Source organism: Mycobacterium basiliense (genome assembly GCF_900292015.1).
GTDB lineage: Bacteria > Actinomycetota > Actinomycetes > Mycobacteriales > Mycobacteriaceae > Mycobacterium > Mycobacterium basiliense.
Window position 1 is genome coordinate 2110271 of record NZ_LR130759.1, and the last position, 21346, is coordinate 2131616.

The 21346-nt window shown below is 65.4% G+C and carries 22 protein-coding genes; 8 read left to right on the top strand and 14 right to left on the bottom strand.

Annotated elements, in window-relative coordinates:
* The first annotated feature begins 20 nt into the window (after positions 1 to 20).
* A complete protein-coding gene (locus tag MB901379_RS09075; protein WP_408632373.1) occupies positions 21 to 788 on the top strand; it encodes a sulfite exporter TauE/SafE family protein in 768 nt (255 codons plus the stop codon).
* A gap of 17 nt (positions 789 to 805) precedes the next feature.
* On the opposite strand, the gene MB901379_RS09080 is transcribed toward MB901379_RS09075, so the two are convergent.
* Positions 806 to 1234 carry an anti-sigma factor antagonist gene (locus MB901379_RS09080; protein ID WP_158016317.1) on the bottom strand — a complete coding sequence of 143 codons (429 nt, stop codon included), beginning with the start codon at positions 1232 to 1234 and terminating at the stop codon, positions 806 to 808.
* 153 nt (positions 1235 to 1387) lie between these two features.
* Between MB901379_RS09080 and MB901379_RS09085 the strand changes: the two genes are divergently transcribed.
* Positions 1388 to 1984, top strand: a complete 597-nt coding sequence (locus tag MB901379_RS09085) for a TetR/AcrR family transcriptional regulator (RefSeq protein ID WP_158016318.1) — start codon at positions 1388 to 1390, stop codon at positions 1982 to 1984.
* Positions 1985 to 1993: 9 nt separating this feature from the next.
* On the opposite strand, the gene MB901379_RS09090 is transcribed toward MB901379_RS09085, so the two are convergent.
* Positions 1994 to 2650, bottom strand: a complete 657-nt coding sequence (locus tag MB901379_RS09090; RefSeq protein ID WP_158016319.1) for a DedA family protein — start codon at positions 2648 to 2650, stop codon at positions 1994 to 1996.
* Positions 2651 to 2835: 185 nt separating this feature from the next.
* On the opposite strand from MB901379_RS09090, the gene MB901379_RS09095 reads away from it, so the two are divergent.
* Positions 2836 to 4473, top strand: a complete 1638-nt coding sequence (locus MB901379_RS09095; RefSeq protein ID WP_158016320.1) for an acyl-CoA synthetase — start codon at positions 2836 to 2838, stop codon at positions 4471 to 4473.
* Between the two features lie 9 nt (positions 4474 to 4482).
* Here MB901379_RS09095 and MB901379_RS09100 read toward each other — a convergent pair whose 3' ends face one another.
* Both MB901379_RS09100 and MB901379_RS09105 read right to left on the bottom strand, forming a co-directional pair.
* Positions 4483 to 5112 carry a phosphotransferase-like protein gene (locus tag MB901379_RS09100; RefSeq protein WP_158016321.1) on the bottom strand — a complete coding sequence of 210 codons (630 nt, stop codon included), beginning with the start codon at positions 5110 to 5112 and terminating at the stop codon, positions 4483 to 4485.
* A gap of 50 nt (positions 5113 to 5162) precedes the next feature.
* Complete coding sequence (locus MB901379_RS09105) at positions 5163 to 6743, bottom strand: HNH endonuclease signature motif containing protein (protein ID WP_158016322.1); 1581 nt, start codon at positions 6741 to 6743, stop codon at positions 5163 to 5165.
* A 425-nt stretch (positions 6744 to 7168) separates the two neighbouring features.
* Between MB901379_RS09105 and MB901379_RS09110 the strand changes: the two genes are divergently transcribed.
* Both MB901379_RS09110 and MB901379_RS09115 read left to right on the top strand, forming a co-directional pair.
* On the top strand, positions 7169 to 9490 hold the full coding sequence (locus tag MB901379_RS09110) for a PE family protein (RefSeq protein WP_158016323.1): 2322 nt from the start codon (positions 7169 to 7171) through the stop codon (positions 9488 to 9490).
* 34 nt (positions 9491 to 9524) lie between these two features.
* A complete protein-coding gene (locus MB901379_RS09115) occupies positions 9525 to 10313 on the top strand; it encodes an IclR family transcriptional regulator (protein WP_158016324.1) in 789 nt (262 codons plus the stop codon).
* Here MB901379_RS09115 and MB901379_RS09120 read toward each other — a convergent pair.
* The 6 genes from MB901379_RS09120 to MB901379_RS09145 form a co-directional block, all read right to left on the bottom strand.
* Positions 10301 to 11032, bottom strand: a complete 732-nt coding sequence (locus MB901379_RS09120) for a class II aldolase/adducin family protein (protein ID WP_158016325.1) — start codon at positions 11030 to 11032, stop codon at positions 10301 to 10303. The genes MB901379_RS09115 and MB901379_RS09120 overlap by 13 nt on opposite strands.
* Positions 11016 to 11822, bottom strand: coding sequence for a 3-(cis-5,6-dihydroxycyclohexa-1,3-dien-1-yl)propanoate dehydrogenase (hcaB, locus tag MB901379_RS09125; protein ID WP_158016326.1), 807 nt, complete (start codon positions 11820 to 11822; stop codon positions 11016 to 11018). Before hcaB ends, MB901379_RS09120 begins: the two co-directional genes overlap by 17 nt.
* Complete coding sequence (locus MB901379_RS09130) at positions 11806 to 12057, bottom strand: dihydrodiol dehydrogenase (RefSeq protein ID WP_158016327.1); 252 nt, start codon at positions 12055 to 12057, stop codon at positions 11806 to 11808. The genes hcaB and MB901379_RS09130 overlap by 17 nt, the downstream gene beginning before the upstream one ends.
* Positions 12054 to 12572 (bottom strand): 3-phenylpropionate/cinnamic acid dioxygenase subunit beta, encoded by a 519-nt coding sequence (locus MB901379_RS09135; protein WP_158019049.1) that lies wholly within the window; start codon positions 12570 to 12572, stop codon positions 12054 to 12056. The genes MB901379_RS09130 and MB901379_RS09135 overlap by 4 nt, the downstream gene beginning before the upstream one ends.
* Positions 12572 to 13855 carry a Rieske 2Fe-2S domain-containing protein gene (locus MB901379_RS09140; RefSeq protein WP_158019050.1) on the bottom strand — a complete coding sequence of 428 codons (1284 nt, stop codon included), beginning with the start codon at positions 13853 to 13855 and terminating at the stop codon, positions 12572 to 12574. The genes MB901379_RS09135 and MB901379_RS09140 overlap by 1 nt, the downstream gene beginning before the upstream one ends.
* A gap of 231 nt (positions 13856 to 14086) precedes the next feature.
* Positions 14087 to 14848 carry a class I SAM-dependent methyltransferase gene (locus MB901379_RS09145; RefSeq protein ID WP_158016328.1) on the bottom strand — a complete coding sequence of 254 codons (762 nt, stop codon included), beginning with the start codon at positions 14846 to 14848 and terminating at the stop codon, positions 14087 to 14089.
* Between the two features lie 48 nt (positions 14849 to 14896).
* On the opposite strand from MB901379_RS09145, the gene pcaH reads away from it, so the two are divergent.
* The 3 genes from pcaH (at position 14897) to MB901379_RS09160 (ending at position 16602) form a co-directional block, all read left to right on the top strand.
* Positions 14897 to 15670, top strand: a complete 774-nt coding sequence (gene pcaH / locus MB901379_RS09150; RefSeq protein WP_158016329.1) for a protocatechuate 3,4-dioxygenase subunit beta — start codon at positions 14897 to 14899, stop codon at positions 15668 to 15670.
* On the top strand, positions 15663 to 16211 hold the full coding sequence (pcaG, locus tag MB901379_RS09155; RefSeq protein WP_232022025.1) for a protocatechuate 3,4-dioxygenase subunit alpha: 549 nt from the start codon (positions 15663 to 15665) through the stop codon (positions 16209 to 16211). Before pcaH ends, pcaG begins: the two co-directional genes overlap by 8 nt.
* 100 nt (positions 16212 to 16311) lie before the next feature.
* On the top strand, positions 16312 to 16602 hold the full coding sequence (locus MB901379_RS09160) for a dsRBD fold-containing protein (protein ID WP_158016331.1): 291 nt from the start codon (positions 16312 to 16314) through the stop codon (positions 16600 to 16602).
* A gap of 7 nt (positions 16603 to 16609) precedes the next feature.
* Here MB901379_RS09160 and MB901379_RS09165 read toward each other — a convergent pair whose 3' ends face one another.
* From MB901379_RS09165 to MB901379_RS09180, 4 genes are all read right to left on the bottom strand, one after another.
* Complete coding sequence (locus tag MB901379_RS09165) at positions 16610 to 17917, bottom strand: phosphoribosyltransferase (protein ID WP_158016332.1); 1308 nt, start codon at positions 17915 to 17917, stop codon at positions 16610 to 16612.
* Between the two features lie 177 nt (positions 17918 to 18094).
* A complete protein-coding gene (locus MB901379_RS09170; protein WP_158016333.1) occupies positions 18095 to 18622 on the bottom strand; it encodes a secretion protein EspD in 528 nt (175 codons plus the stop codon).
* Positions 18623 to 18679: 57 nt separating this feature from the next.
* A complete protein-coding gene (locus MB901379_RS09175; protein ID WP_158016334.1) occupies positions 18680 to 18991 on the bottom strand; it encodes an ESX-1 secretion-associated protein in 312 nt (103 codons plus the stop codon).
* A 71-nt stretch (positions 18992 to 19062) separates the two neighbouring features.
* Positions 19063 to 20223 carry an EspA/EspE family type VII secretion system effector gene (locus MB901379_RS09180; protein ID WP_158016335.1) on the bottom strand — a complete coding sequence of 387 codons (1161 nt, stop codon included), beginning with the start codon at positions 20221 to 20223 and terminating at the stop codon, positions 19063 to 19065.
* Between the last annotated feature and the right edge of the window lie 1123 nt (positions 20224 to 21346).

Here is a 21346-nt window from a genome sequence, read left to right on the forward strand (position 1 = left end):
CCCGCGTGACGATATCCCACATGCTCGTGATCGGCCTGGCCGGATTTGGTGCCGGTGCGATCAATGCGCTGGTTGGATCGGGCACCTTAATCACTTTCCCGACACTGGTCGCTATCGGTTACCCGCCGGTCACGGCCACCATGTCGAATGCGATCGGCTTGGTGGCCGGCGGGCTGTCGGGCACGTGGGGTTATCGGGCCGAGCTGCGCGGCCAGTGGTATCGGCTACGGTGGCAGATCCCGGGCTCCTTGTTGGGTGCGGCGCTGGGCGCATTTCTGCTGCTGCACCTACCCGAGAAGGTGTTTGCCCAGGTCGTGCCGGCGCTGCTGGTGCTGGCACTGGTCCTGGTGGTGATCGGACCGCGTATTCAGACGTGGGCGCGTCAGCGGGCCATGGAGGCGGGGCGTTCAGCCGACCATGTCACCGCGGCTCGGATGGCCGCGCTGGTGCTCGGTACGTTCGCGGTCGGGGTCTACGGGGGGTATTTCACCGCAGCCCAGGGGATCCTGCTGATTGGCGTGATGGGCACGTTGTTGCCCGAGTCGGTGCAGCGGATGAACGCGGCAAAGAATCTGTTGGCAACGATCGTGAATATCGTTGCGGCGGCTGCCTATACGTTGGTCGCCTACGACCGAATCGCGTGGCCGGTTGCCGGGGTGATCGCGGTGGGTTCGCTTGCCGGCGGACTAGTCGGGGCGCGCTACGGGCGCCGACTGTCGCCCAATGCGCTGCGCACAACGATCGTCATGGTGGGCGCGATCGGGCTGTATCGGCTGCTTTCGGTGTAGCCGCGACGGGTGAACCGCTAGATGCAGGCGGCCAGCGCGGCATCCACCGTCGGGAAAACGGGCAGAAGTTCGGCAAACCCGCAGGCGGCCACGATTCGGCCGACAATCGAATGGGAGCTGGCCAACCGTACGCGGACGCCGTGACGGCGACACCGCTGCGCCTCCGCAGCCAATACCGTGAACGCGCAGCAGGCCATGAAGTCAAGGTCGTTGACGTCGACGACCAACAGGCCGGACGGGGGGACGGCCGCGGCCGCCTCGCTGACCAGCTGGTGCCAGGTGCGCTCGTTGTAGGCGTCGACCTCGCCGCCGGCGTGGATGAGCACCACCGCTCCGTCGCGGTCGGTCGTTGCCCGCAAGGTGCTCTGCGGGTCCCCCAGCTCGGAGATGAGCCGGGTGCTCAGTATCAACTGAGAGATCATCGGTTCTGCTGTAACAACGCTCATGGTGCACTCCTTAGCCGCCGGCGCTTGTGACGCCGCGATGGATGCCCGTCCTGCGCGTCTGAAGACAGACTCAATCGTTTCGAATCTCATTTGTATAACAAGACAGGGCGGTCTGTCTACCTCGCCGGGCTGAGAGTATGGTTTGGATTTGCAATGGCAACTTCAGAGGGCACTGCGCCAGATGCGTCGGCTTTGCCCCCCCGTGAGCGCATTCTGAGCGCCGCGTACGAACTATTCAGCCATCGCGGCATCCGCGCAGTCGGCACCGACGAGGTGATCGAACGTGCCGGCGTGGCCAAAGCGACGCTCTACCGACACTTCGCGACCAAAGACGACCTCGTGCTCGCGGTGCTACAGCGTCGCGAAGAACTCTGGACTTTTGGCCTGATCGAGGCACAATCACGCGAGCGCGGCAACACCCCCGAGGAGCAGTTGCTGGCGATCTTCGACGTCATGCACGATTGGTTTCAAAGCCGCGACGGCTATGAGGGCTGCTCGTTTATCAATGTCTTGCTCGAATTGGGCGCCGATCATCCGGCAGGACGGGCATGCATCGCTCACATCGACCATGTGCGTGGCATCGTGCGGGAACGCGCGGTGGCCGCCGGACTCCAGGAAGTCGACGATTTCGCGTGGTCCTGGCACATTCTGATGAAGGGCGCCATCATTCTGGCCGCGGTGGGCGACCCGGATGCCGCGCACCGCGCCCAGCGAATGGCGAGGGTTCTCATCGACCGGCACCGCGGGTAGGCGCCTCGATCAGGCCGCCGTGGTGTCCGCTTTGCGGTGGTGCTCTTCCGCCAACTCCGCAATCGCGCGCGCGGTGCGTTCGCGGAGCAAGATCGCGGCGATGCCGCCGGCCACGAGCGCGACAACCAGCCCGACCCAGGAGAATCGCTGCAACCAGCGTTCAGCGGCAATGCCCGCGTAGTAGACCAGCGCGGTAGTTCCCCCCGCCCAACAGATGGCCCCCGACACGTTGGCTGCCAGGAAGCGCGGGTAGTGCATTTTCAGCGCACCGGCCAGCGGCCCGGCCAATATCCGCAGCAGCGCGATAAATCGGCCGAAGAACACCGCCCGGACCCCCCACCGGCCGAATAACCGCTCGGCGAGTGCGATGTGCCCCGGACCGAAGTGCTTCGGGAATCGCCGGCCCAGTCGTTCGAAGAGCGGCATGCCGAATCGGCGGCCGATCGTGTAACCGATCGAGTCACCGACCACGGCGCCGATCACCGCGGCCACCCCCACTCCGATCGGGTTGACGGCCAATTCGTGGTGCGACGACAACAGCGCGGCGCTGACCAAGACGATCTCCCCAGGAAGGGGGATGCCCAGGCTTTCGATTCCGACCACGCCGCCGACCAGGATGTAGACCGCGAGCGGCGGGATTGATTGCAGTAAAGCAGCTACATCCATTGCTAAAGGATGCCTGACCGACGCCAGAACGCGCCAGAACGCCGTCACGTGCTGATTCGGCGCGTCCCCGCGCGGCTACCGGCGACGAAACACAATTTGCCGCGAGCGTTTGCCGTCCGCGGTATAGCGTAACGATTGCTCAGACTGGAGCCCGGGTTCGGTTCATCTGACCAGGAGGAGAGTCGGTGGAATTCAACATCGCCCAGGTGTTCTCGGCGGTGGCGGCGGCCAACCCGGATCGGGAATGCATCGTGTTCGGGGATCGCCGATTTACCTTTGCCCAGACCGAGCAACGGGCTCGCCGGTTCGCTCGTGCGCTGCACAACTGGGGGTTTGGCGCCCATCGTGAGCGCTCCGAGCTGGCGCCGTACGAATCGGGTCAAGATCACCTCGCCTTGTACATGACGAATTGCAATGAATTTCTTGAGGCGATGATCGGGGCCTACAAGGCGCGGGTGGCCCCCTTCAACGTCAACTATCGCTACGTCGCTGACGAACTCGCTTACCTGCTGCGCAATGCCGACGCGGACGCGGTGATGTACCACGCGCGGTTTGCCCCGACGCTGGCCGAGACATTGCAGAAGGCCGGCGGTCAGCCGCAGCTGATCCATGTCGATGACGAGTCGGGAAACGATCCCTTGCCGGGAGCGGTGCGCTACGAGGAATTGCTGGCGTCGGCTACCGCCGAGCCGCTCTACGTCGGTGCGTCGCCCGATGACCTCTACATGCTCTACACGGGCGGCACCACCGGGATGCCCAAAGCGGTGCTATGGCGCCAGCACGAGATCTATATGAACGCCATGGGCGGACGGACCTTCGGCACCGGCGAGGCGGTGACAAGCGTGGAGGAGATCGTCGAACGTTCGCGGGTGGGGGGACCGGGATCGATGACGGTCGCGCCGCTGATGCATGGCGCGGCGCAATGGGCGGCGTTCATCAGCCTTTGTGGCGGACGCCCCTTCGTAATGCCGACCTCGACGATGCACTTTGACCCGGCCGAAGCCTGGGAGCTAGCCAGCCGGGAACGGGTGACATCGCTGACGATGGTCGGTGACGCCTTCGGTCGGCCATTGGTCGACGAACTCGAGTCCGGCAAATACGACATGTCCGGACTAATGGTGCTGATCAGCGGTGGTGCCACGTTCAGCGCCGGGGTCAAGCAGCGCTTCGTCGACCTGCTGCCGCATTTAACGATCCTGGACGCGGGCGGATCCTCGGAATCCGGATCACAGATGGTCCAGGTGTCCAGCCGTGTGGTTAGTGCGAGCGGACGTTTCGATCCGATCCCGGGCGCGGTGGTGGTCAGCGAGGACATGACCAGGATCTTGTCGCCGGGAGACGACGAGATCGGCTGGTTGGCTCAGCAGGGCGTGATACCGCTGGGGTACCTCGGTGACGCCGAAAAGACCGCGCGGACTTTTCCGGTCATCGAAGGTATCCGGCACTCCGTTCCGGGTGATCGGGCCCGCTGGGACGCCGACGGCACGATCGAGCTGCTCGGCCGGGACTCGGTCACCATCAACTCCGGCGGCGAGAAAATCTTTGCCGAGGAGGTCGAGGCGGCGATCGCCGAGCACCCCGCTGTCTATGACGTGGTGGTCACCGGTCGCCCGAGTGTCCGATGGGGAAGCGAAGTGGTCGCGATCGTGCAAGTGGCCAAGGGCGAACAGGTCGACGCGGATAGCATTGTGGCCGAGGCGGCACGCCACATTGCGCGTTACAAGCTGCCGAAGGAGATAGTCTTCTGCAGCCGGGTGCAACGTTCACCGGCCGGCAAGCCCGACTATCGCTGGGCGAAAGATCAAGTCGGACAAGGGTCTTGACCGGAAGGCTCAAGGCGCGAAGCGCTTGCGCAGCCGGTTGAAAGCCGTGGGTTCCTGGCAGGCCAGGTAGCTCGTGTAAAGCCCGCGCGCCAGCTCGGCGACCGGTGTGGCGGTGGTGTCGAGCTCCACGTCGTACTCGGTATCGGCATGGGCGGCGCGTGCGCTGCCCCGATTCCACCCGGGGTAGCGATCGCCGCGCTCTTGTTCGCGGCGGGCGCCTTCCGCATCGGAGACGTGCACGCCGACCAGCCAAACCTGACAGCCCGCGAAAATGCGCAGCGCATCCACCAGCCACTCCCGCTTCCAGATCACTTCGTCGGCGATCACGTTCATGCCGTCGTCCAGATAGGCGCGGATGGCGTGATAGCGGGCATGCATGGCCTGATCCAAAATGGGCCCCGGGTGGACGGTGAACCAGTCGAGTCCGTTGTCGTCGGTCGCGCGCTCCCACGTGTAATACTCCGGCCATACCCGGGCCAAGTCGAGTTGCTTTGGCGGGAGCGCGAGCCAAAACAGGTCGATGCCCAGGTGCATCCAACATTCGGTAGCCAGATCCTGGAACGCCAGGGCGAGCGACGTCTTTCCCGCGCTGGAGCCACCGTTGAGGATGATTAGTTTGCCCTTCGCAGCACTCGCCATAGTGGCACGAGGCTATCGCATTTGCTGGCTGGCGCCGGCCACGGTCCGCATCAGAAGGGTGGGTCGTCGGGCAACGTAGGTACCGGCGGTGGCTGCCAGTCCGCTGGCAGCTCCTCGACTTCGCGGGGTTCGTTGACCCACTGGCAGAAGGGGCTAGTGCTGGGATTGCCCTTGAAGAGAAACAGCATATCGCGCATGTGATTTCGGAACTTGCGGGATTCGAGCTCTTGCTCTCGCGCCTGCCGCAATCGATCTTCGGCGACGTTGGCCATGCGCCGAATGTGGTTGCGGGTGCGTGCTCGGGTGACCCGGGCGGCCCGTTCGCGTGCCCGGGTTCGGGACCGGCACGGCGCGGGTTCGGAGAACAGCTCAGCACCGGCAGGCACCGTGCGATACGTCTTGCCTGTCGGCGACGTCCAGGTCACCGTGCCGTCTGGCAGTTGCCGGTCGTGCCAACCGGTGGCGCCGCGGTGAAATGTCTTGAGCCGGTGGTGCTGTCGGCAGAGGCACTTCAGATTTCCCAGCACGGTCAGACCGCCGGCGCCGGGGTCGGTGTGATCAAACGGAATGGTGTGGTCGATATCGCAGACACTCGCAGGGCGGCTGCATCCCGGAAATCTGCAGGTCAGATCCCGACATCGAACGGCGCGGTCCAATGCGGCCGAGGGGTGGTACTTCAGCGCTGCCGTAGCGGTAGCGGGGTCTGCCGATAGGTGCTGGGCCCGGGCGGCGAGCTCACGCACTTGGTCGGCGTCGATGACGCCGTAGCCCTCCACATACCCGGGCTGTTGGCTCTGGCCTGACAGCGTGTCCGCGGTTGCCACCACGTTGACCAGCACCTGCGTGCGAGCCGCTTCGGCCGCGCCGCTCGTGCGGGCCGGGCAGTCGCCGGCTCCGCACCGGCATGACAGGGCACTGCTCGTGACCAGGGCGCCGAGCGCGTCCGCACGGCGTTGCTGCATGGTCCGAGGGTCGTTGCGGCACACGGTCGTTGCCAGCTGGGACAGTTTGCGGTCGAACGCGGTTGCATCGGCGCCCGTCACGGTGCCCCACAACTCTGCCATCCCGTTGAGCTGAGGCGTGATACCGATCTCGCGCTCGTTGTCGGCCCTGCGCCGGCGTTCTCGGGCGGCGTCTGGATCGATGGCCAGCACCTGCCGGTCGATTGCGTTGACGATCCGCTGGCGTGACCAGCCTCGCCAATCGCAGATCCGGCCGGCCAATGATTCATCGAGTTGGGCGACGAGCTTGTCGTCATCGACGAGGTCGGTGCGGCTGATGATCAATTGGGCGGTGCGCCAATCGATGTGTCCCTCACATAACAAGGCGCCGATCCGGCGTAGCCGGGTGTCGAGCACCTCGGCGTAGTGCACCTGATAGGAAGCGGCGGCCGGTGACAGGTTCAATGCCGCTGACACCTCGGCGCCAACCTGCTCGACACCGTCGATCGTCGCGTACGCCAGGTCCGGGTCGCTGAGCTCGGCGCGGCTACGGCGGCGCAGTAGCGCCGCTACCGCGGCCAGGCGGCGCCCGGTCAAGGCCGACTCCAGTCGATAGATGCCGTCGATTGCGGTGACCAACTGGTCCGGGGCCAAAGCGTCCCAGGACTCAACATCGCGGGTTCCGAACATAGTTTCGATTATGTCGGTCGTGCACGACGACAACCGTCGTCAGATCCTCCACGCACGGCGCTTATCCACAGTCCGGAGTTCGTTCACAAGTCGGGTCGAGGCCAGTCTTTGGCGCGCCGAGAAAATCTCGCGGCAAACTTGCTGACGTACGGTTAGATGATCTGCTTGACGAAATCTGTGGTCGCTGGCTGATTCCTTGGACGTGCATCGGATCGGATCGGCCGAAGTTGTCCTGAAAAGCGATATTTACCTGCGGGACAATAGCTTTCGCTAGCCCACCAGCGAAATGCGGATGTGGCTGCTGACGATGTTGCCGACGCGTACACGCCGTTAGTCGAATATCCATCGGCTTATTCGCTGTGGCGATAGGATTTATTGCTGCCGAGCGCTCGGTCATCGCATTGTCCTGTGTGGGAGGTTGGCAGATGTCATTTGTGTTTGCGGTTCCGGAAACGGTGGCAGCGGCGGCCTCGGATTTGGCGGGCATCGGATCGGCGCTCACCGCGGCCAACGTTGCGGCCGCATTGCCGACCACCACGGTCGTGGCCGCCGCGGGTGACGAGGTGTCAGCGGCGGTCGCGGCGTTGTTCGGGTCCTATGCCGAGGGGTACCAGGTCCTCAGCGCCCAAGCCGCGGCTTTTCACCAGCGTTTTGTGCAATCGCTAACGGCGGGCATGGGAGCCTATGCCGCGGCCGAAGCGGCCAATGCATCGCCGTTGGAACAGCTCCTGGGAGTGGTGAATGCCCCGGCGCAGGCGGTGTTCGGGCGTCCGCTGATCGGCAACGGTGCCAACGGAGCGGACGGCACCGGCGCTGCCGGCGGCGATGGTGGGCTCCTGATCGGCAATGGTGGCAATGGTGGTTCGGGTGGGGTTGGTCAGGTCGGCGGTACCGGTGGTGCGGCCGGGTTGTTCGGCAATGGCGGGGCCGGGGGTACGGGCGGAGACGGCGCCGCCGGCGGAAACGGTGGCAGCGGCGGGATTTTGCTCGGCAACGGCGGCGCCGGTGGCGTCGGTGGTGTCGGAGTCACCGGCTTGGTCGGTGGTACCGGTGGTGCGGCCGGATTTATCGGCAACGGGGGAACCGGTGGCGCGGGTGGGGCCTCGACGATGGCGCTCGGCACCGGCGGGATGGGCGGGACCGGCGGGGTCGGTGGGGTGTTCGGCAACGGCGGATTTGGCGGGGACGGTGCCTATGGCGCCGCCGGTGGCACGGGCGGTGCGGCCAGTTTCTTCGGCGGCGGCGGTGTCGGTGGTACCGGAGGGATTGGCGCCTCCGGTGGCATGGGCGGGGCCGGGCCGCTGCTGGTCGGCAACGGCGGCAACGGCGGCCTGGGCGGGGCCGGCGCGACCGGTGGCGATGGGGGCGCCGGTGGGACGTTGCTGGGCAATGGTGGCAATGGCGGCCAGGGTGGGCCGGCGATGGCCGGCATCCTCGGTAGCCTCCCCGGCCAGGGCGGCAACGGCGGCAATGCCAACTGGTTCGGCTCGGGCGGAGCCGGTGGGCAGGGGGGTACCGGCCTCGCCGGGACGGACGGGACGAACCCAACCCCGACTGCGAACCCGAACCAGGCCGCAAACGGCACCGACAACATGGGCAACGGAAATCAAATCGGCGGGAACGGGACCGCGGGTGCCACCGGTGGCGCCGCCGAGGACGGGGAAATCGGCGGCAACGGCGGCAACGGAATCTCCGACGACGGCTTCAACGGCACCGGCGGCACCGGGGGACAAGGAGGTACCGGCGGTAGCGGTGGCGGCGGTGGTGGCGCCGGCGGCCAGGGAGGCACCGGTGAGACCGACAGCACCAACGCTGGCACGGCCACCGGCGGTGACGGCGGCACTGGAGGTTCGCCAGGGGCCGACGGCGGTGCGGGAGGTGCCGGCGGAGCGGGCGGTCAGGGCAGCAATACGGCCGCCGGTGACGCGCAGGGAGGCGCCGGCGGTAACGGAGCGGGCGGCACCTCGGCAATCGGTTTGGCCACCGACGGCGGCACCGGCGGTGCTGGCGGCGATGGCGGTCGGGGCGGGATGTTCATCGGCAATGGCGGCGCTGGCGGCGCCGGAGGGATCGGCGGCACCGGCGGCGTCGGAGCCACCGGCTACGACGGCGGTGACGGCGGCACTGGCGGACAAGCCGTGACCGCCGCCGCCGGTACTGCCACCGGTGGCACCGGCGGCCTCGGCGCGGCCGGCGGCATGGGCGGCACCGGCGGCAACGGCGGTGCCGGTGGTGTTGGGGGCAACGGCGGCGCGGCCGGATCGTTCATCGGTATCGGTGGTGCCGGCGGAGCCGGCGGTGTCGGTGGCACCGGTGGCGTCGGCGGCGTCGGTGGTGTTGGCAGCAACGGTGGCGCCGGTGGCGCGGCCGACAGCGCCGGCGGAACGGCCATCGGCGGCGACGGCAACAACGGCGGTTTGGGCGGCGACGGTGGCACCGGCGGCATGGGCGGCGCCGGTGGCACCACCGGCGGCAGCGGGGGAGCCGGCGGGCTGATCGGCTGGGCGGGCGCCGCCGGCGGCACCGGTGCGGGTGGTACCGGCGGCCAAGGCGGCCAAGGGGGACAGGGTGGTAGCGGCGGGGACGGCGGTGCCGCCACCAATGGCGCGGTTAACACTGGCGGATCCGGCGGCAATCTGGCATTGGGCGGCAACGGCGGCGCCGGCGGTGCGGGGGGATCGCCGGGTGGCAGCACCGGCCTGGAGGGCCTGATGGGCGCCCCCGGTGACAACGGCAGCGCCGGGTAGCAGTCGCTCCCGGAGCGCCGGTAGCGTCGTAGGCATGCGGAAAGGAGATCGGCGGGCCGCGGATTCGCTTGCGCCGCAGTATCCGATCGAGTCCGTCGACAACGCGCTCAAACTGCTGCTGTTGTTGGGTGAGCAGCCTCAGATCCGGCTGAGCGAGGCCACCCAGTATCTGGGCGTCGCGTCCTCCACCGCACACCGGTTGCTGGCGATGCTGACCTACCGCGGTTTTGTCCGACAGGACCCGGTGTCCAAGGCGTACCTGCCCGGTCCGGCGTTAACCAGCGTTGCATTCGCGATTTTCGGCCGCATCGACATCCAAGCAACCGCCACCCCGATTCTGCGCGGTCTCAGTGAGCAGCTGCGCGAAACCGTGCACATCGGCCTGTTAGACGGCGCCAGCGTCCGTTTTGTCGCTGCGGTAGAGGGCCCGTCGGCCGTGCGGGTGGCCTCGCGGCTGGGACGCACGATGCCCGCGCACTGCACTTCGACGGGCAAGGCGATGTTGGCCCAGCTTTCGCAACCGGAATTGCACCAGCTCCTGCCCGACGAGCAGTTGGCGCGCGTCACCCCGCGCTCGATCGGCACCCGCGCGCAGCTGGAAGCCGAGCTCTCCCGCATCCGCCAGCGAGGCTATGCGGTCAATCGCGAAGAGAGCGAGGAAGGTGTTGCGTCGATTGCGGTGCCGATACCGGTGCGCGCGCCGGGCCTGCGGCTCGCATTGAACGCTGCGGCACCTCGGAACCGGCTGGACAAGTCCCGGCATGCAGCGGTTGCCGCCGCGCTAGTGAAGGCGGCCAAGGAGATTGGCGATCAACTGGGGTGATCACTTAACCGGGCGACCTCGTGTCGCCAGGCCGCGTCGATGTTGAAGCCGGATCCCAAGTCCGGCAGGTCATCCCAGCTTGAGTCGTCGATTTCGCGCAGAGCGCCGCGGGCCGCGCATACCCGCAACGACATCTGGGCCAGCTTGTCCAGACTGATCCCCTGCAAAACCGCCTGTTGCACAGTGGCTGCGGCACTGGTGATTCCGTGCCCACGACAGATCACCACCGGGGCGCCACCCATTGCCGCCACCATTTCCCTGCCGAGAGCCGAATTTCGGATCAATACCGCGCGTTCGTACACGGGCACGCCGTCGCGGGCGAGCCGGGTACCGGGAATGTCATAGGCACCGTAGATCGGCCGCATCGTGATACCGGCCAGATCGGCGGCGACCACCGACGGTGGGTGCAGGTGCGCGACAGCGCGGTGGCCGGCATCGGCCCGCATGGTCTCGAGGTGCACGGGCAGCTCGTTTGGCACCCGGTATCCGTCGAGTTCGCCGTCGGCGCCGGCGGTGCCATCGAAGGTGATGAGCCGGATGTCGGAAGGGCGGGTAAACGCCACCCCGGTGTCGGTGTCGCTTCGGCACCGGACCAACAGATGATCGTCGTCGACTCGCAAACTCAGATGACCCAGAATGCCGTCGACCAGACCCCGCGCCGCGGCGACCCGGCAGCCCTGCGCCACCAAATTGCGTTGCTGGTCAAGCATTTCGGCCATGTGCATCGCTGAGCCCAAATCCGCCGTCCGGGTGCGTGGTTTCGCCGGTGATGCCGCGGGAGCGGTCGGAGGCCAGGAAAACGTAGCTCCAGGCATGGTCTTCGCCGGTGAGTGCGACCTTGAGCGGAGTGCGCGCGGCTAGATCGCTGGCCCGGTCCGGAGTGTCGTCGAGACGAATGGCGTCAAGCCCCAGGCTGGTAAGACCGCGTAGGTCGGTGTTCAGCGTGCCGCCCGGCGCCACCCCGTTGACCCGAATCTGCGGAGCCAGCTCGTGGGCCAAGGCGGCCACCAGGCCGCGCACGGCGAACTTCGATGACACATACAGCACACCGCCGCGGGCGGGGTAGAACGACGATGTGGACTCGGTCAACACGATCGCGGACCCAGCTTCCCGCCGCAATGCCGGGATCGCGGCCTTGACCGACTGCAGATGGCTCAGCACATTGGTACGAAACATCTCGTTGAACGCCGCATCGAGGTTGTCGGCGTCGATGTCGGTCAACCCCCGGTAGAAATCGAAGACACCGACGCAATTGATCAGTATGTCCAGTCCGCCGAAGGCCTGCACCGCGGTCGCGACCGCATGGGCGTTGGCCGATCGGGTGGTCGCGTCGCCCTCGATCACCGGAACCTGCGGAAGCTCGTGACGCAACCGGTCGCACTTGGCGCGATCATGTTCCAGTACTGCCACTTTCGCTCCTTCGGCGCGAAACGCGTCAAGGACGGCCCGACCTATCCCGGAACCAGCACCCACCACCAGCGCGCGCTTGCTGTCAAGCCAGCGCGTCATCGTCGGCCTCCGGCTCGTCGGGCAGCAGTGGCGCATGGCAATTGCCGATCATCGCGGCCAGCGTACGGGCGTTCTGCCAGGTAAGCGCCTCTACCTCGAGCACGTCGAGGCTGATCCACTGTCCGGTCCGGGGTGCGCTGATCAGTAGGCGTGCACCGTTGCGGGTGTCGATCCGCTGCACCACCACCTCGGAGAATTCGTTGGCCAACATGATCGGTTCCCCCACAGGATTCATAGGAACACCGCCAAGTTCTGCATCCGCAGTACCGATTCGTCGGCAACAATGTTGCGCCGGGCCAATTTCCAGCATTGGTCGCTCCAACGAAGCAAATCCTTTCGGCCGCAGGACAATAGTGCCCCGTCGTTGACGTCGCCACGGCTGCGGAATAGCAACTCGGCCGATTCGACCATCAGGTGGTCGCCGTCCTCGCCGGCGAAGGTACGCACATTGGTGATGAAGTGACGCAGCCGCGACGGGGGGTCTTCGGTCCAGGCGTGTTCGGTGGCGAATCGCGCCACCCGCTGGCCCAGCGAGTATTTGTCCTCGTCGAAATGGGCCATGCCCGGCGAGGTGTCGAATTCGGCGCCACGCGCGGTGGTCACCCGCACGGGCATGACGTAGCGAATGTCGTCGGTCAGCGTGTCCAGCCAGGTCTCATATTGTTGAGTATCCAGCAGGTAGGCCTCGTCCACCAGAAACTGATGCGCCTGAAGGTGGCGAATATCGTTGAACGGTAGCGGGTTTCTCATCATGCCGACGCCACCTGTTGGGCCCACAGCTTGAGCAACTCGCGTTGGTTGTATTCGTTGTACCCGACTTGCGCTCGTCCCGGCCCATGGAACGATTCCGCGCCCAGCGCCTCATTGAGCGGGGTGTCGTCGGCCAGCAGGCCCATCCGGCTGTTGAGCAGCAGACGTCGGGCCATCGAGCCGCCCGCGGTAGTGGTCAGTGAAACCCAGTTCTCCACGTCGTCCTGCTCGAACATGCCGGTCGACCCGAAGCACATCAGGTAGGCCCGATATGAGTTCTGCTTGAACTGTTCGGGTGCCGCGGCGTCCACGGCGAACCACGAGCACACTTCGGTCTCGTTCTGGCTGATCGGCTGCCACTGGCGAATCGAGATGAACGGCAGCACGTCTTCTCGCCCCGGGAGTTTGGGCCAGTTGTGCACGAAACTCAGATTCGGAAAACATGTTGCGGCCGAGAACATGAAGCCGTCCTCACCGATCACCCGCCGCTGCTGCGGAGTCCACACCGCTGTCATCCGGCTGATCATGTCGTCGGGGTAACCGACATAGCGCATGCGTTCTTCGAAGGTGCCCGGCGGAAGTTTGTAGGTGGTGCCACCTCCTCGGTGCGCCCAGTAGGTCGCGCCGTCCTTGCGCTTCTGTGCCTTCGGCTCGCGAAACAATCCGATCTCCACGATCGAGGCGTGCGTGTGCGGCGTGTGATACATGTCGCCGGCGAAATTTTCCGCCCCGATCTTCCAGTTCGCCTTGATCCGCCAGCGCTGCGGCCCACGCACCTGCAGGCCCGCGGCGCTCTGTTTGGTGTAGAAGTCCAGATAGAACCGGAAATCGCCCAGGTAGCCCGCCAATGGTTCGGCATCCGCGTCGAGGTTGACGAAGATCAGGCCGTTGTAGGTGGCAATGTGGGGTGCCGGCAACAGAGTCTGGTTCTTGGTGAACCCGGCGTCGCCGCCGTACGCGTCACGGTGGAACGGCAGGCCGGTGAGCCTGCCGGTGTTGCGGTATGTCCAACCGTGATAGGGGCAGCGGAAGTTGGAGGCGTTGCCCATCTCCGCGCGACACACCTGCATGCCGCGGTGCAGGCACATGTTGAACATCGCGCGCACCTCGCCATTGGCATCGCGGGCGACGATGAACGAATCGTCAAGCACCCGTCGCACAACGTAGTCGCCGTCGTGCGGAATCTCCGATTCGTGCGCCACGAACATCCAGGCGCGGCCGAACAGCCGCTCTTTCTCGCATGCAAAAAGCTCTTCGTCGTTGTAGATGTGCGCGGGGACCATCCCGCGGCGCACGGTGTCCACAAGGCCATCGAAGGCAACTCGGTGATCGGTCACGTTGGGCTCACCATCTCAGGTCGCGGATTCTGATCAACAGAGATAGATTCTGTATAACAGAATCTATCAGAGTCTCGCGATGATCGGCAGCGCGCGGCACCGGCTGTTCAGCGGCCCGAGTGGCGATTCACCGTCGCTGCCACCAGTCGAGACCGCGACGCGTGGGCCGTGTCTCGACTACCGGCGTCCGATTCCGGCCATAATGAGCGGCGTGAAGACCCGGATGTCCTCGCCGAAACGGGCGGCCGCCGCGTCCGCGTCTTGCCTGGACAGCAGACCGGCCTCGACGACGGCATCCTTGACGCTGTCGAATGACAGCTTGAAGAAGTCGAAACCTGGTGCGCTGGAATCGATGATTCGGGCCCGGCCTTCGCCGCGAACCTCGGTCAGGCCGGCGGCGGCCAGGTCGGCGACGAGCTGCCTGCCGTAATGTGGCTCGAATCCGGCTTGCTGCATGAAGGCCAGGATCGCCCCGGTGACCCGGTCGAGGTCGCTCCCACCGCCCTCGAAGCCGAATGAGGTCCAGTCATAGTCTTCGATGACCATCCATCCGCCGGGACGCAGGGCATTGGCCAGGCGGTCAAGGATCTGCCGGCGATCCGGTAGGTGTTCGAGCACGAGTCGTGCATGCACGATGTCGAACTCGCCCGCGGGAAGTTCCTCGGTGCGGATATCGAGGCGGCGGACCTCGATCGCGTCGTCGGCCAGCGGTTCAATGAAGCGCGTGTCGACGTCGACGGCCAGCACCGTGGCGCCGCGCCCGGTCATCCACCGCAGTAGCGAGCCCCCGCCGGCACCGATTTCTAGGCACCTGGAGCCCGCACCGATGCCGAGGGAGTCCAATAACGCCTGTGTTCCCGGGTCCCACAGGCTCTCGATGCCGGCCAACCGCCGGCGTTCTTCGGAGTAGCCTGGGTCGTACACGTAGTCGCGCGTCATGGGTTAACGCTAAAGCGTGCGACGGCTCTTTTAGTAGCCTGACCTATTGTGGAAGCCGCACCGGAGTGCGTCGCATCGCAAGACGACATCACGGCGGAGATCGATACCGTCGCAGCCGAATACCGGCGCCAAGGTGGCAACGAAAGTCAGCCGCGGCTTGACTACCCGCCGTATCGCAGCAGCCTCATGCGTCACCCGCGGGCTTCGCTGTTGGCCGTGGACCCCGAAGAGGTGGAACGCTGGGTACCGATCTTCGGTGAGCAGGAAGTGCACCCCCTCGACGCCGATCTAACGGCCGGGCACGTGGGTGAGCCGATAGGGGAGCGTTGCATCGTGACCGGCCGGGTGCTGGATGGATCCGGTGGGCCGGTTGCCGGCCAGCTGGTGGAGATCTGGCAAGCCAACGCCGGCGGCCGCTATCGCCACCAGCGAGACCAGCACTCCGCTCCGCTCGACCCCAACTTCACCGGCGCCGGTCGCTGTCTGACCGGGCTCGACGGGTCCTACCGCTTTGTCACCATCAAGCCTGGCCCATACCCGTGGCGCAACCATCACAATGCCTGGCGGCCCGCGCACATCCACTTCTCGGTATTCGGAACGGTTTTTACCCAGCGCCTGATCACCCAGATGTATTTTCCCGGCGATCCGTTTTTCGATTTGGATCCGATCTTCCAATCGATTCTCGACCCCGCAGCTCGGCAACGGTTGATCGCCACCTATGACCACGACGTCACCCAGCCCGAGTACGCGACCGGCTACCGCTGGGACATCGTGCTTTCGGGCGGTCGCCGGACCTGGACCGAGGGAGACGCCGGTGACTGAATTATCCTGCACCCCTGGACAAACCGTCGGACCGTTCTTCGCGCTCGGCCTGTGCTATCCAGGTGACAGCATGTTGGTCAGCGCAGCGCATCCGGGCGCCCTCCGGCTGCACGGCGTGGTGTACGACGGTGCCGGCGTGGCGGTCCCCGACGCGCTGCTTGAACTGTGGCAGGCCGACGCCGAGGGGGGTATCCCACGACGGGCCGGCTCATTGCGCCGTGACGGGTTTACCGGGTTCGGCCGAGCCGCAACCGACACCGACGGGCACTATGAGTTCACCACTGTGGCACCGGGTTCGGTAGCCGGCCGGCCACCATTTTTTGCGATCACAGTCTTTGCCCGAGGTCTGCTGCACCGGCTATTTACTCGCGCCTATCTGCCCGCAACCGATCTGGAGTCCGATCCGGTGCTGGCCGGAGTCGATGCCAGTCGTCGGTCCACCTTGGTGTGTGTCGACGAAAATGGTCCGGGCCGTGCGGGTTACCGCTTCGATATCCGTCTGCAGGGCCCAGCGGAGACGGTGTTTCTGATGTTTCGATGACGGCCGCCGCGCGCGGCGTTGCCACGGTTGTGACCTTTGCCTCTACTAACCCGCAGTTCGGCGATGATGGCATCAAAGGTGACCCGATAAGGAGGCGGCGATGACAGCTGCGTGCGACGACACCAGGGCCGCCAAGGCCTGCCGAATTGATGTGATGGTCCAAGAGCGTGCGGAGCGCACCCGGGCAAAGGCGCGACTGGAGTGGGGCGATCACACGCTGGTCGGGATCGGCTTGGCACGGCTGGACCCGGCCGACGAGCCGGTGGCCCAGATCGGCGACGAACTCGCGATCGCCCGCGCGTTGACCGATCTGGCGGATCAGTTGTTCGCGTTGACTTCCGCGGACATTCAGGCCAGCACTCACCAGCCGGTGACGGGCCTGCATCACTAGCCGGGCCCTATTGCTGACCCAGGTGTCCGAGAAACCAGTCACGCGCCAGGGCCGCGGCTTGCTGAAGGGTGCCCGGTTCTTCGAAGAGGTGCGTGGCGGCGGGGACCACCGCAAGCTCGCACACCGCTGGCATCGCCGCTTGCGCCCGTCGGTTCAGCTCGAGAACCGCGTCATCGCGCCCGCCCACGATCAGCAAGGTAGGGGCCCGCACTTCGAGCAACGTGTCTCCGGCGAGATCGGGCCGCCCGCCGCGGGATACCACCGCCGACACCTTGACGCCCGGATGCGCGGCGGCAACCAGGGCGGCGCCGGCGCCCGTGCTGGCCCCAAACAAGCCGACTGGCAGCGCGGCGGTGTCAGGTAGGCCGGCCAGCCAAGCCATCACGTCGACCAATCGACGGGCCAACAAAGCGAGGTCAAAGACGTTGGCACGGTCGCGCTCCTCCTCGGGCGTCAGCAGGTCGAGCAGTAGGGTAGCCAATCCGGCCTGGGTGAGTACCTCAGCGACATATCGGTTGCGGGGACTGTGTCTGCTGCTTCCGCTGCCGTGAGCGAACACGACGACACCGGTCGCGCGATCGGGAATGGTCAGCAACCCGACCAGTGACACGCCTTCGGCGGTCAGCCGGACTTCCCGGTCGCGTGGCGCCTCGTCGGCGCCACCAACCGTGGCGAATCTGGCCCGGGCGCGATCGAGCAGCGCGACCACTTCCTCGTCCGAGGTCTGGTTGAAGTTGCGGTAGCCCTGGCCGACGGCGAAGTACGGGATTGGTGTTTCCAGACACACCACCTCGTCGGCGTAGTCGGCGAACCTCTCGGCGGTGTCAGACGCCCCAATGGGCACCGCCAAAATCACCCCGCTGGCACCCTGAGCGCGCGCAACCTGGCAGGCCGCTTGCGCGGTGGCCCCGGTCGCGACACCGTCGTCAACAATCACCGCGATCTTTCCCGGCAGCGCGATCGGGGCGTGATCGCCGCGGAAACGCCGCACCCGCCGCCGCAGCTCGGCCCACTGGGCCTCCTCGACCTCAGCCATTTCCCTTTCGTGCAGCGCAACCTCGCGGACCACGGAGTCGTTGGTTACCCGCACGCCGCCTTCGCCGATGGCACCGAAGGCAAGCTCGGAGTGCAAGGGCACGCCAAGCTTGCGCACCAGCAGCACATCGAGTGGAGCGTGTAGCGCCACGGCAACTTCGAAAGCCACCGGCACACCGCCGCGCGGCAAACCCAGCACCACCACGTCGTGGCCCCGCAAGAACCCCAGCCGTTGCGCCAATTGCCGGCCGGCATCAGCGCGGTCGTCGAACTGCCTCATCCGTCGAGTGTCCATCGACTCATTGATCGCCGGTATGGCCGGAGGTCACAAATTGCCGGCCTCGGTAGCGCGCCCGCCACCGCCCGACCGGGCCCTGCGCGGCCCCGCCAAAGTCAGGTCATCAGCACGAAGAGCTGGACCGCAGCATGTTTGGTTGGCAGATGCACAGCCGAAGCCTCACCGAGCAGCGTCGGTGTCTCGGAGGCTGCCATCGGGGTTGTAGCGGCTGGCGAAGACCTCGGCCACTGCCGTCGCGGCCTCTGCCGGTGTCGGCAAATTCCAGGTCTTGCGCACGAATTCGCCGAGGCATGCCAGGCGTTGTTGGTCCCCGTCGGCGGCTTGACTCATCCTGTCGAGAATGAACACATATTGTGCCGACTGCGCCCGTTGTCGAGCCAAGTCCGCGATCACCAGGATCTCGGCGGCGAGCTGCGACTCGCTCATCCGCACCACCTGGGCGGTGAGCCGGATCTGCTCGACGCGGCCATCCATCAACGCCGACACCGACACGCTGCCTTGGGGATTGGTCACCGTGGCAGTCTCGACCTGAGCCTGCGTGTCGTCCACGGTGGTCTCGCCGTCGGTGGGCGCAGGCCGGGCCAACCCAACGATCGGGTCCACAGCCCACCGGGGCGCGCCGTCGGTGCCCCAGGGATCAACGGCGTCGAAATCGTCGCGGTCGAAGTCATCCCTAGGTAGCGCCATCACGGCGTCCCTTCTCGACAACCGCATCGGATAGCGCAACGTGGGTTACCAGTGCGGTCAGCTGAACAACGAACTCAGAGTGGTGCTCCATGTTTCGTCGGCCTCGAGATAGGCGCGTGCCGCACTGCGTAGCGAGTTGGCCAGATCGATACCGGCCGTATGCAAGGACGAGCCGAGGGTATTGCGCGTGTTCTCGTACATCTGCAACGCGGTGTTGAACTGCTTGCAGTATGAACCGTGAGTGACCGTCACCGAATCGCTGAGACCGGCCGCGGATTCGGTGGCCGAGGTGGCGTCGGCCGCCGCATTGTCGTGGTGGGAGGCCAGTACTCCGAGGAACTCGGGTTCGACTTTCAGATTGGCTGTCATCGATCACAGTCCTTTCCGTCCGGGTCGTGTTACAGCGTTAGTTGGCAGTGGGTTTGGCTGGTCAACGGGGTTCAGACGGCGCGCAGCAGTGGCGTCGCTTGGGCGCCGCTGACGCCGGCTTCGACGGGTGCGCGTTCGGCATCGTCCGTTCCCGCCGCGGCGCCTTCCGCGTACTTCTTGGTGGTTGCGTCCTTGGACCCCGACGCCGGATGCATGCCGCCCATACCTTGGGGCCCCTGCGCGGAGGCCGGTTGTGACGGTTCGCCCATCTGTTCCATCAGGTTCCCGACTGGGGCAGCGCTCGAGACACTGGGGTTTGCCTGACTGGCCGCCGAACGCAGTTGCGCAGGCTTCGACAAGCCGCCGAAGCCGGACCCGCCCAGCATGCTGCCCAACCCGGTCGAACCCGCCGAGCCGGCGGCGTCCGACAAGCCGGCGGCGCTGGCCAAGCTCGCCGAGCCGCCCGACGCGGAGGACCCCGATGAGCCGAACAAGCTGGTTAGCTGAGACAAACCGCTTAGGCCGCCCAAGCCGGGCACGCCCTCAAAGAAACTCTCCAGCTTTGAGAACCACTGAGAGAGCAACTTGGAAACCCACCCGGTCAGTTTGTCCCAAAGCTGCTCGAGATATTCGAATGCGTTCTTCAAGAAGTCCCAGATTTCGGCCACGACGTCCACGACGGCGCTCACCACACTGGCGACCACCGAGGCCAGCAGTTTTGCCAGCTTGGCCAACAGAACGAGCAGCCGAACCGCGTTGATCAGGGTCTTTGCGATCAAGTAGGCGAGTCCGACCCCTACCGCCGTCATGGCAACTGCGCAAGCTGTCGCCTGGAACGTCGCCGACATGCCCCAACCGACAATCGGTATATACGTCATGTCCACAGCTGCCGGACGGACGTACTCGAGCCCTTTCTTCGCGTCGTCGAGGATCTCGCGGGTCTTCTTGACGGCGCTGGCCTGATCGGCGATCAGCGCCTCGAGCTCACGCTCGAGTTCCTCGAGCTCCTTGAAGAAATTCGCGAACGTCTCGTTTTTGCTGGAGTATTTGTCCGCGGCGGAACCCTGCCAACTATCGCCGGGGAACGCCGATTCCAGTTCATTAAGGCCCTTGTCAAACAGCGAGGAGGTGAAGCTCAATATACTCCCGTCGTTGGGTATTCCAATCCCGAGAAGGAGTTCCAAACCATTGATGGCAGCTACGGTTGGATCGATGATGAAGGCTCTGTTCACACCTAATACCCCACAGCCGTATATTCTGCGGATGGTGCCTGCCGGCGCCCGACATTGCACGCTTTGACGTTTCACTTCTAATACTTTGCATAGCAGATGTCAATGGTGCTTATTGCGCGGATTTGGTGCCGTATCCGGTGCCCCCGGTGACATCGGCCGATCTTCGCCCGGGTGGCATGAACCCACGCATGGCGGCTGGGACAACCCCGCGGCCGATGCGTCCGGCGTCCGCGGACTACAACGAGAGATCTTGTAGCACAGCTAAATTTGTGGTGGTGCAACTGGCATGGCGTCCAGCTCGGGGCTGAGCGCGACGCCCGTGTGCCGGGGCGAGTCAAGCTCGGCGCGGCAGCGTGAGGGGGTTTTCTGGTTGGCGAGGAGGTTTTTCGCTAGCGACGCGGGCACTTCCGGCGGGCCACCAAAGAATGCTGTTGCCTGGGCATAAGTCGACCTCACCGGTAAAATTATTTGCCATGGTTATATCACAAGCTTACTTTGGCTCAAATTTGAATAGCGCTATTGGCTGAGATGGCGATGTTCGAATGCAGCGAATTTGCATAATCGTGCGAGGCGTCGAATTCTGCCTGGGCCCCGCTGTTAAAGGCGGAGCTTTGGCAACGAAAACCCCAATCGAGTTGCGGCGCGGACGTGCGATGATAGTTCGATTCGGAAGAGTTTGCCATTTGGGTCATCGGAGCTGTGCTCGATGCTGGACAGATTTGCCGCACCGTTCGGCTGGCGCTCCACCCGGCGTTGCGCGAGGCACCAACTGGCGGGTTTCAGGTTGCGCCAGTTATCTTGGCGGCGGGTCGAACGACTTCCGTATCAAGATCAATGGAGTTGCCGGGCGCGTTTGGCAGCAATGTCGCGATCGGACAGCGAAGCTCGGCAACGGCGTCGGTAGGGACTGTGACTACTGTGACTCCAGCAAACGCAAGTGACGACACGCTGATCGGTCGATTCAGCGCATCTTCGCGGCTTCGGAAACGCGAGTTGTTCAGGAGGCGGCCAGCTGGTGATGGTGCAGGTGCGCCCGACCGCATGGGTTGGGTGGCACACCGCCACGTGCGTCATGCCGGGTGAATCTCTTGCTTTGAATCCGTGGAAGTGCCGATGGCTTGAT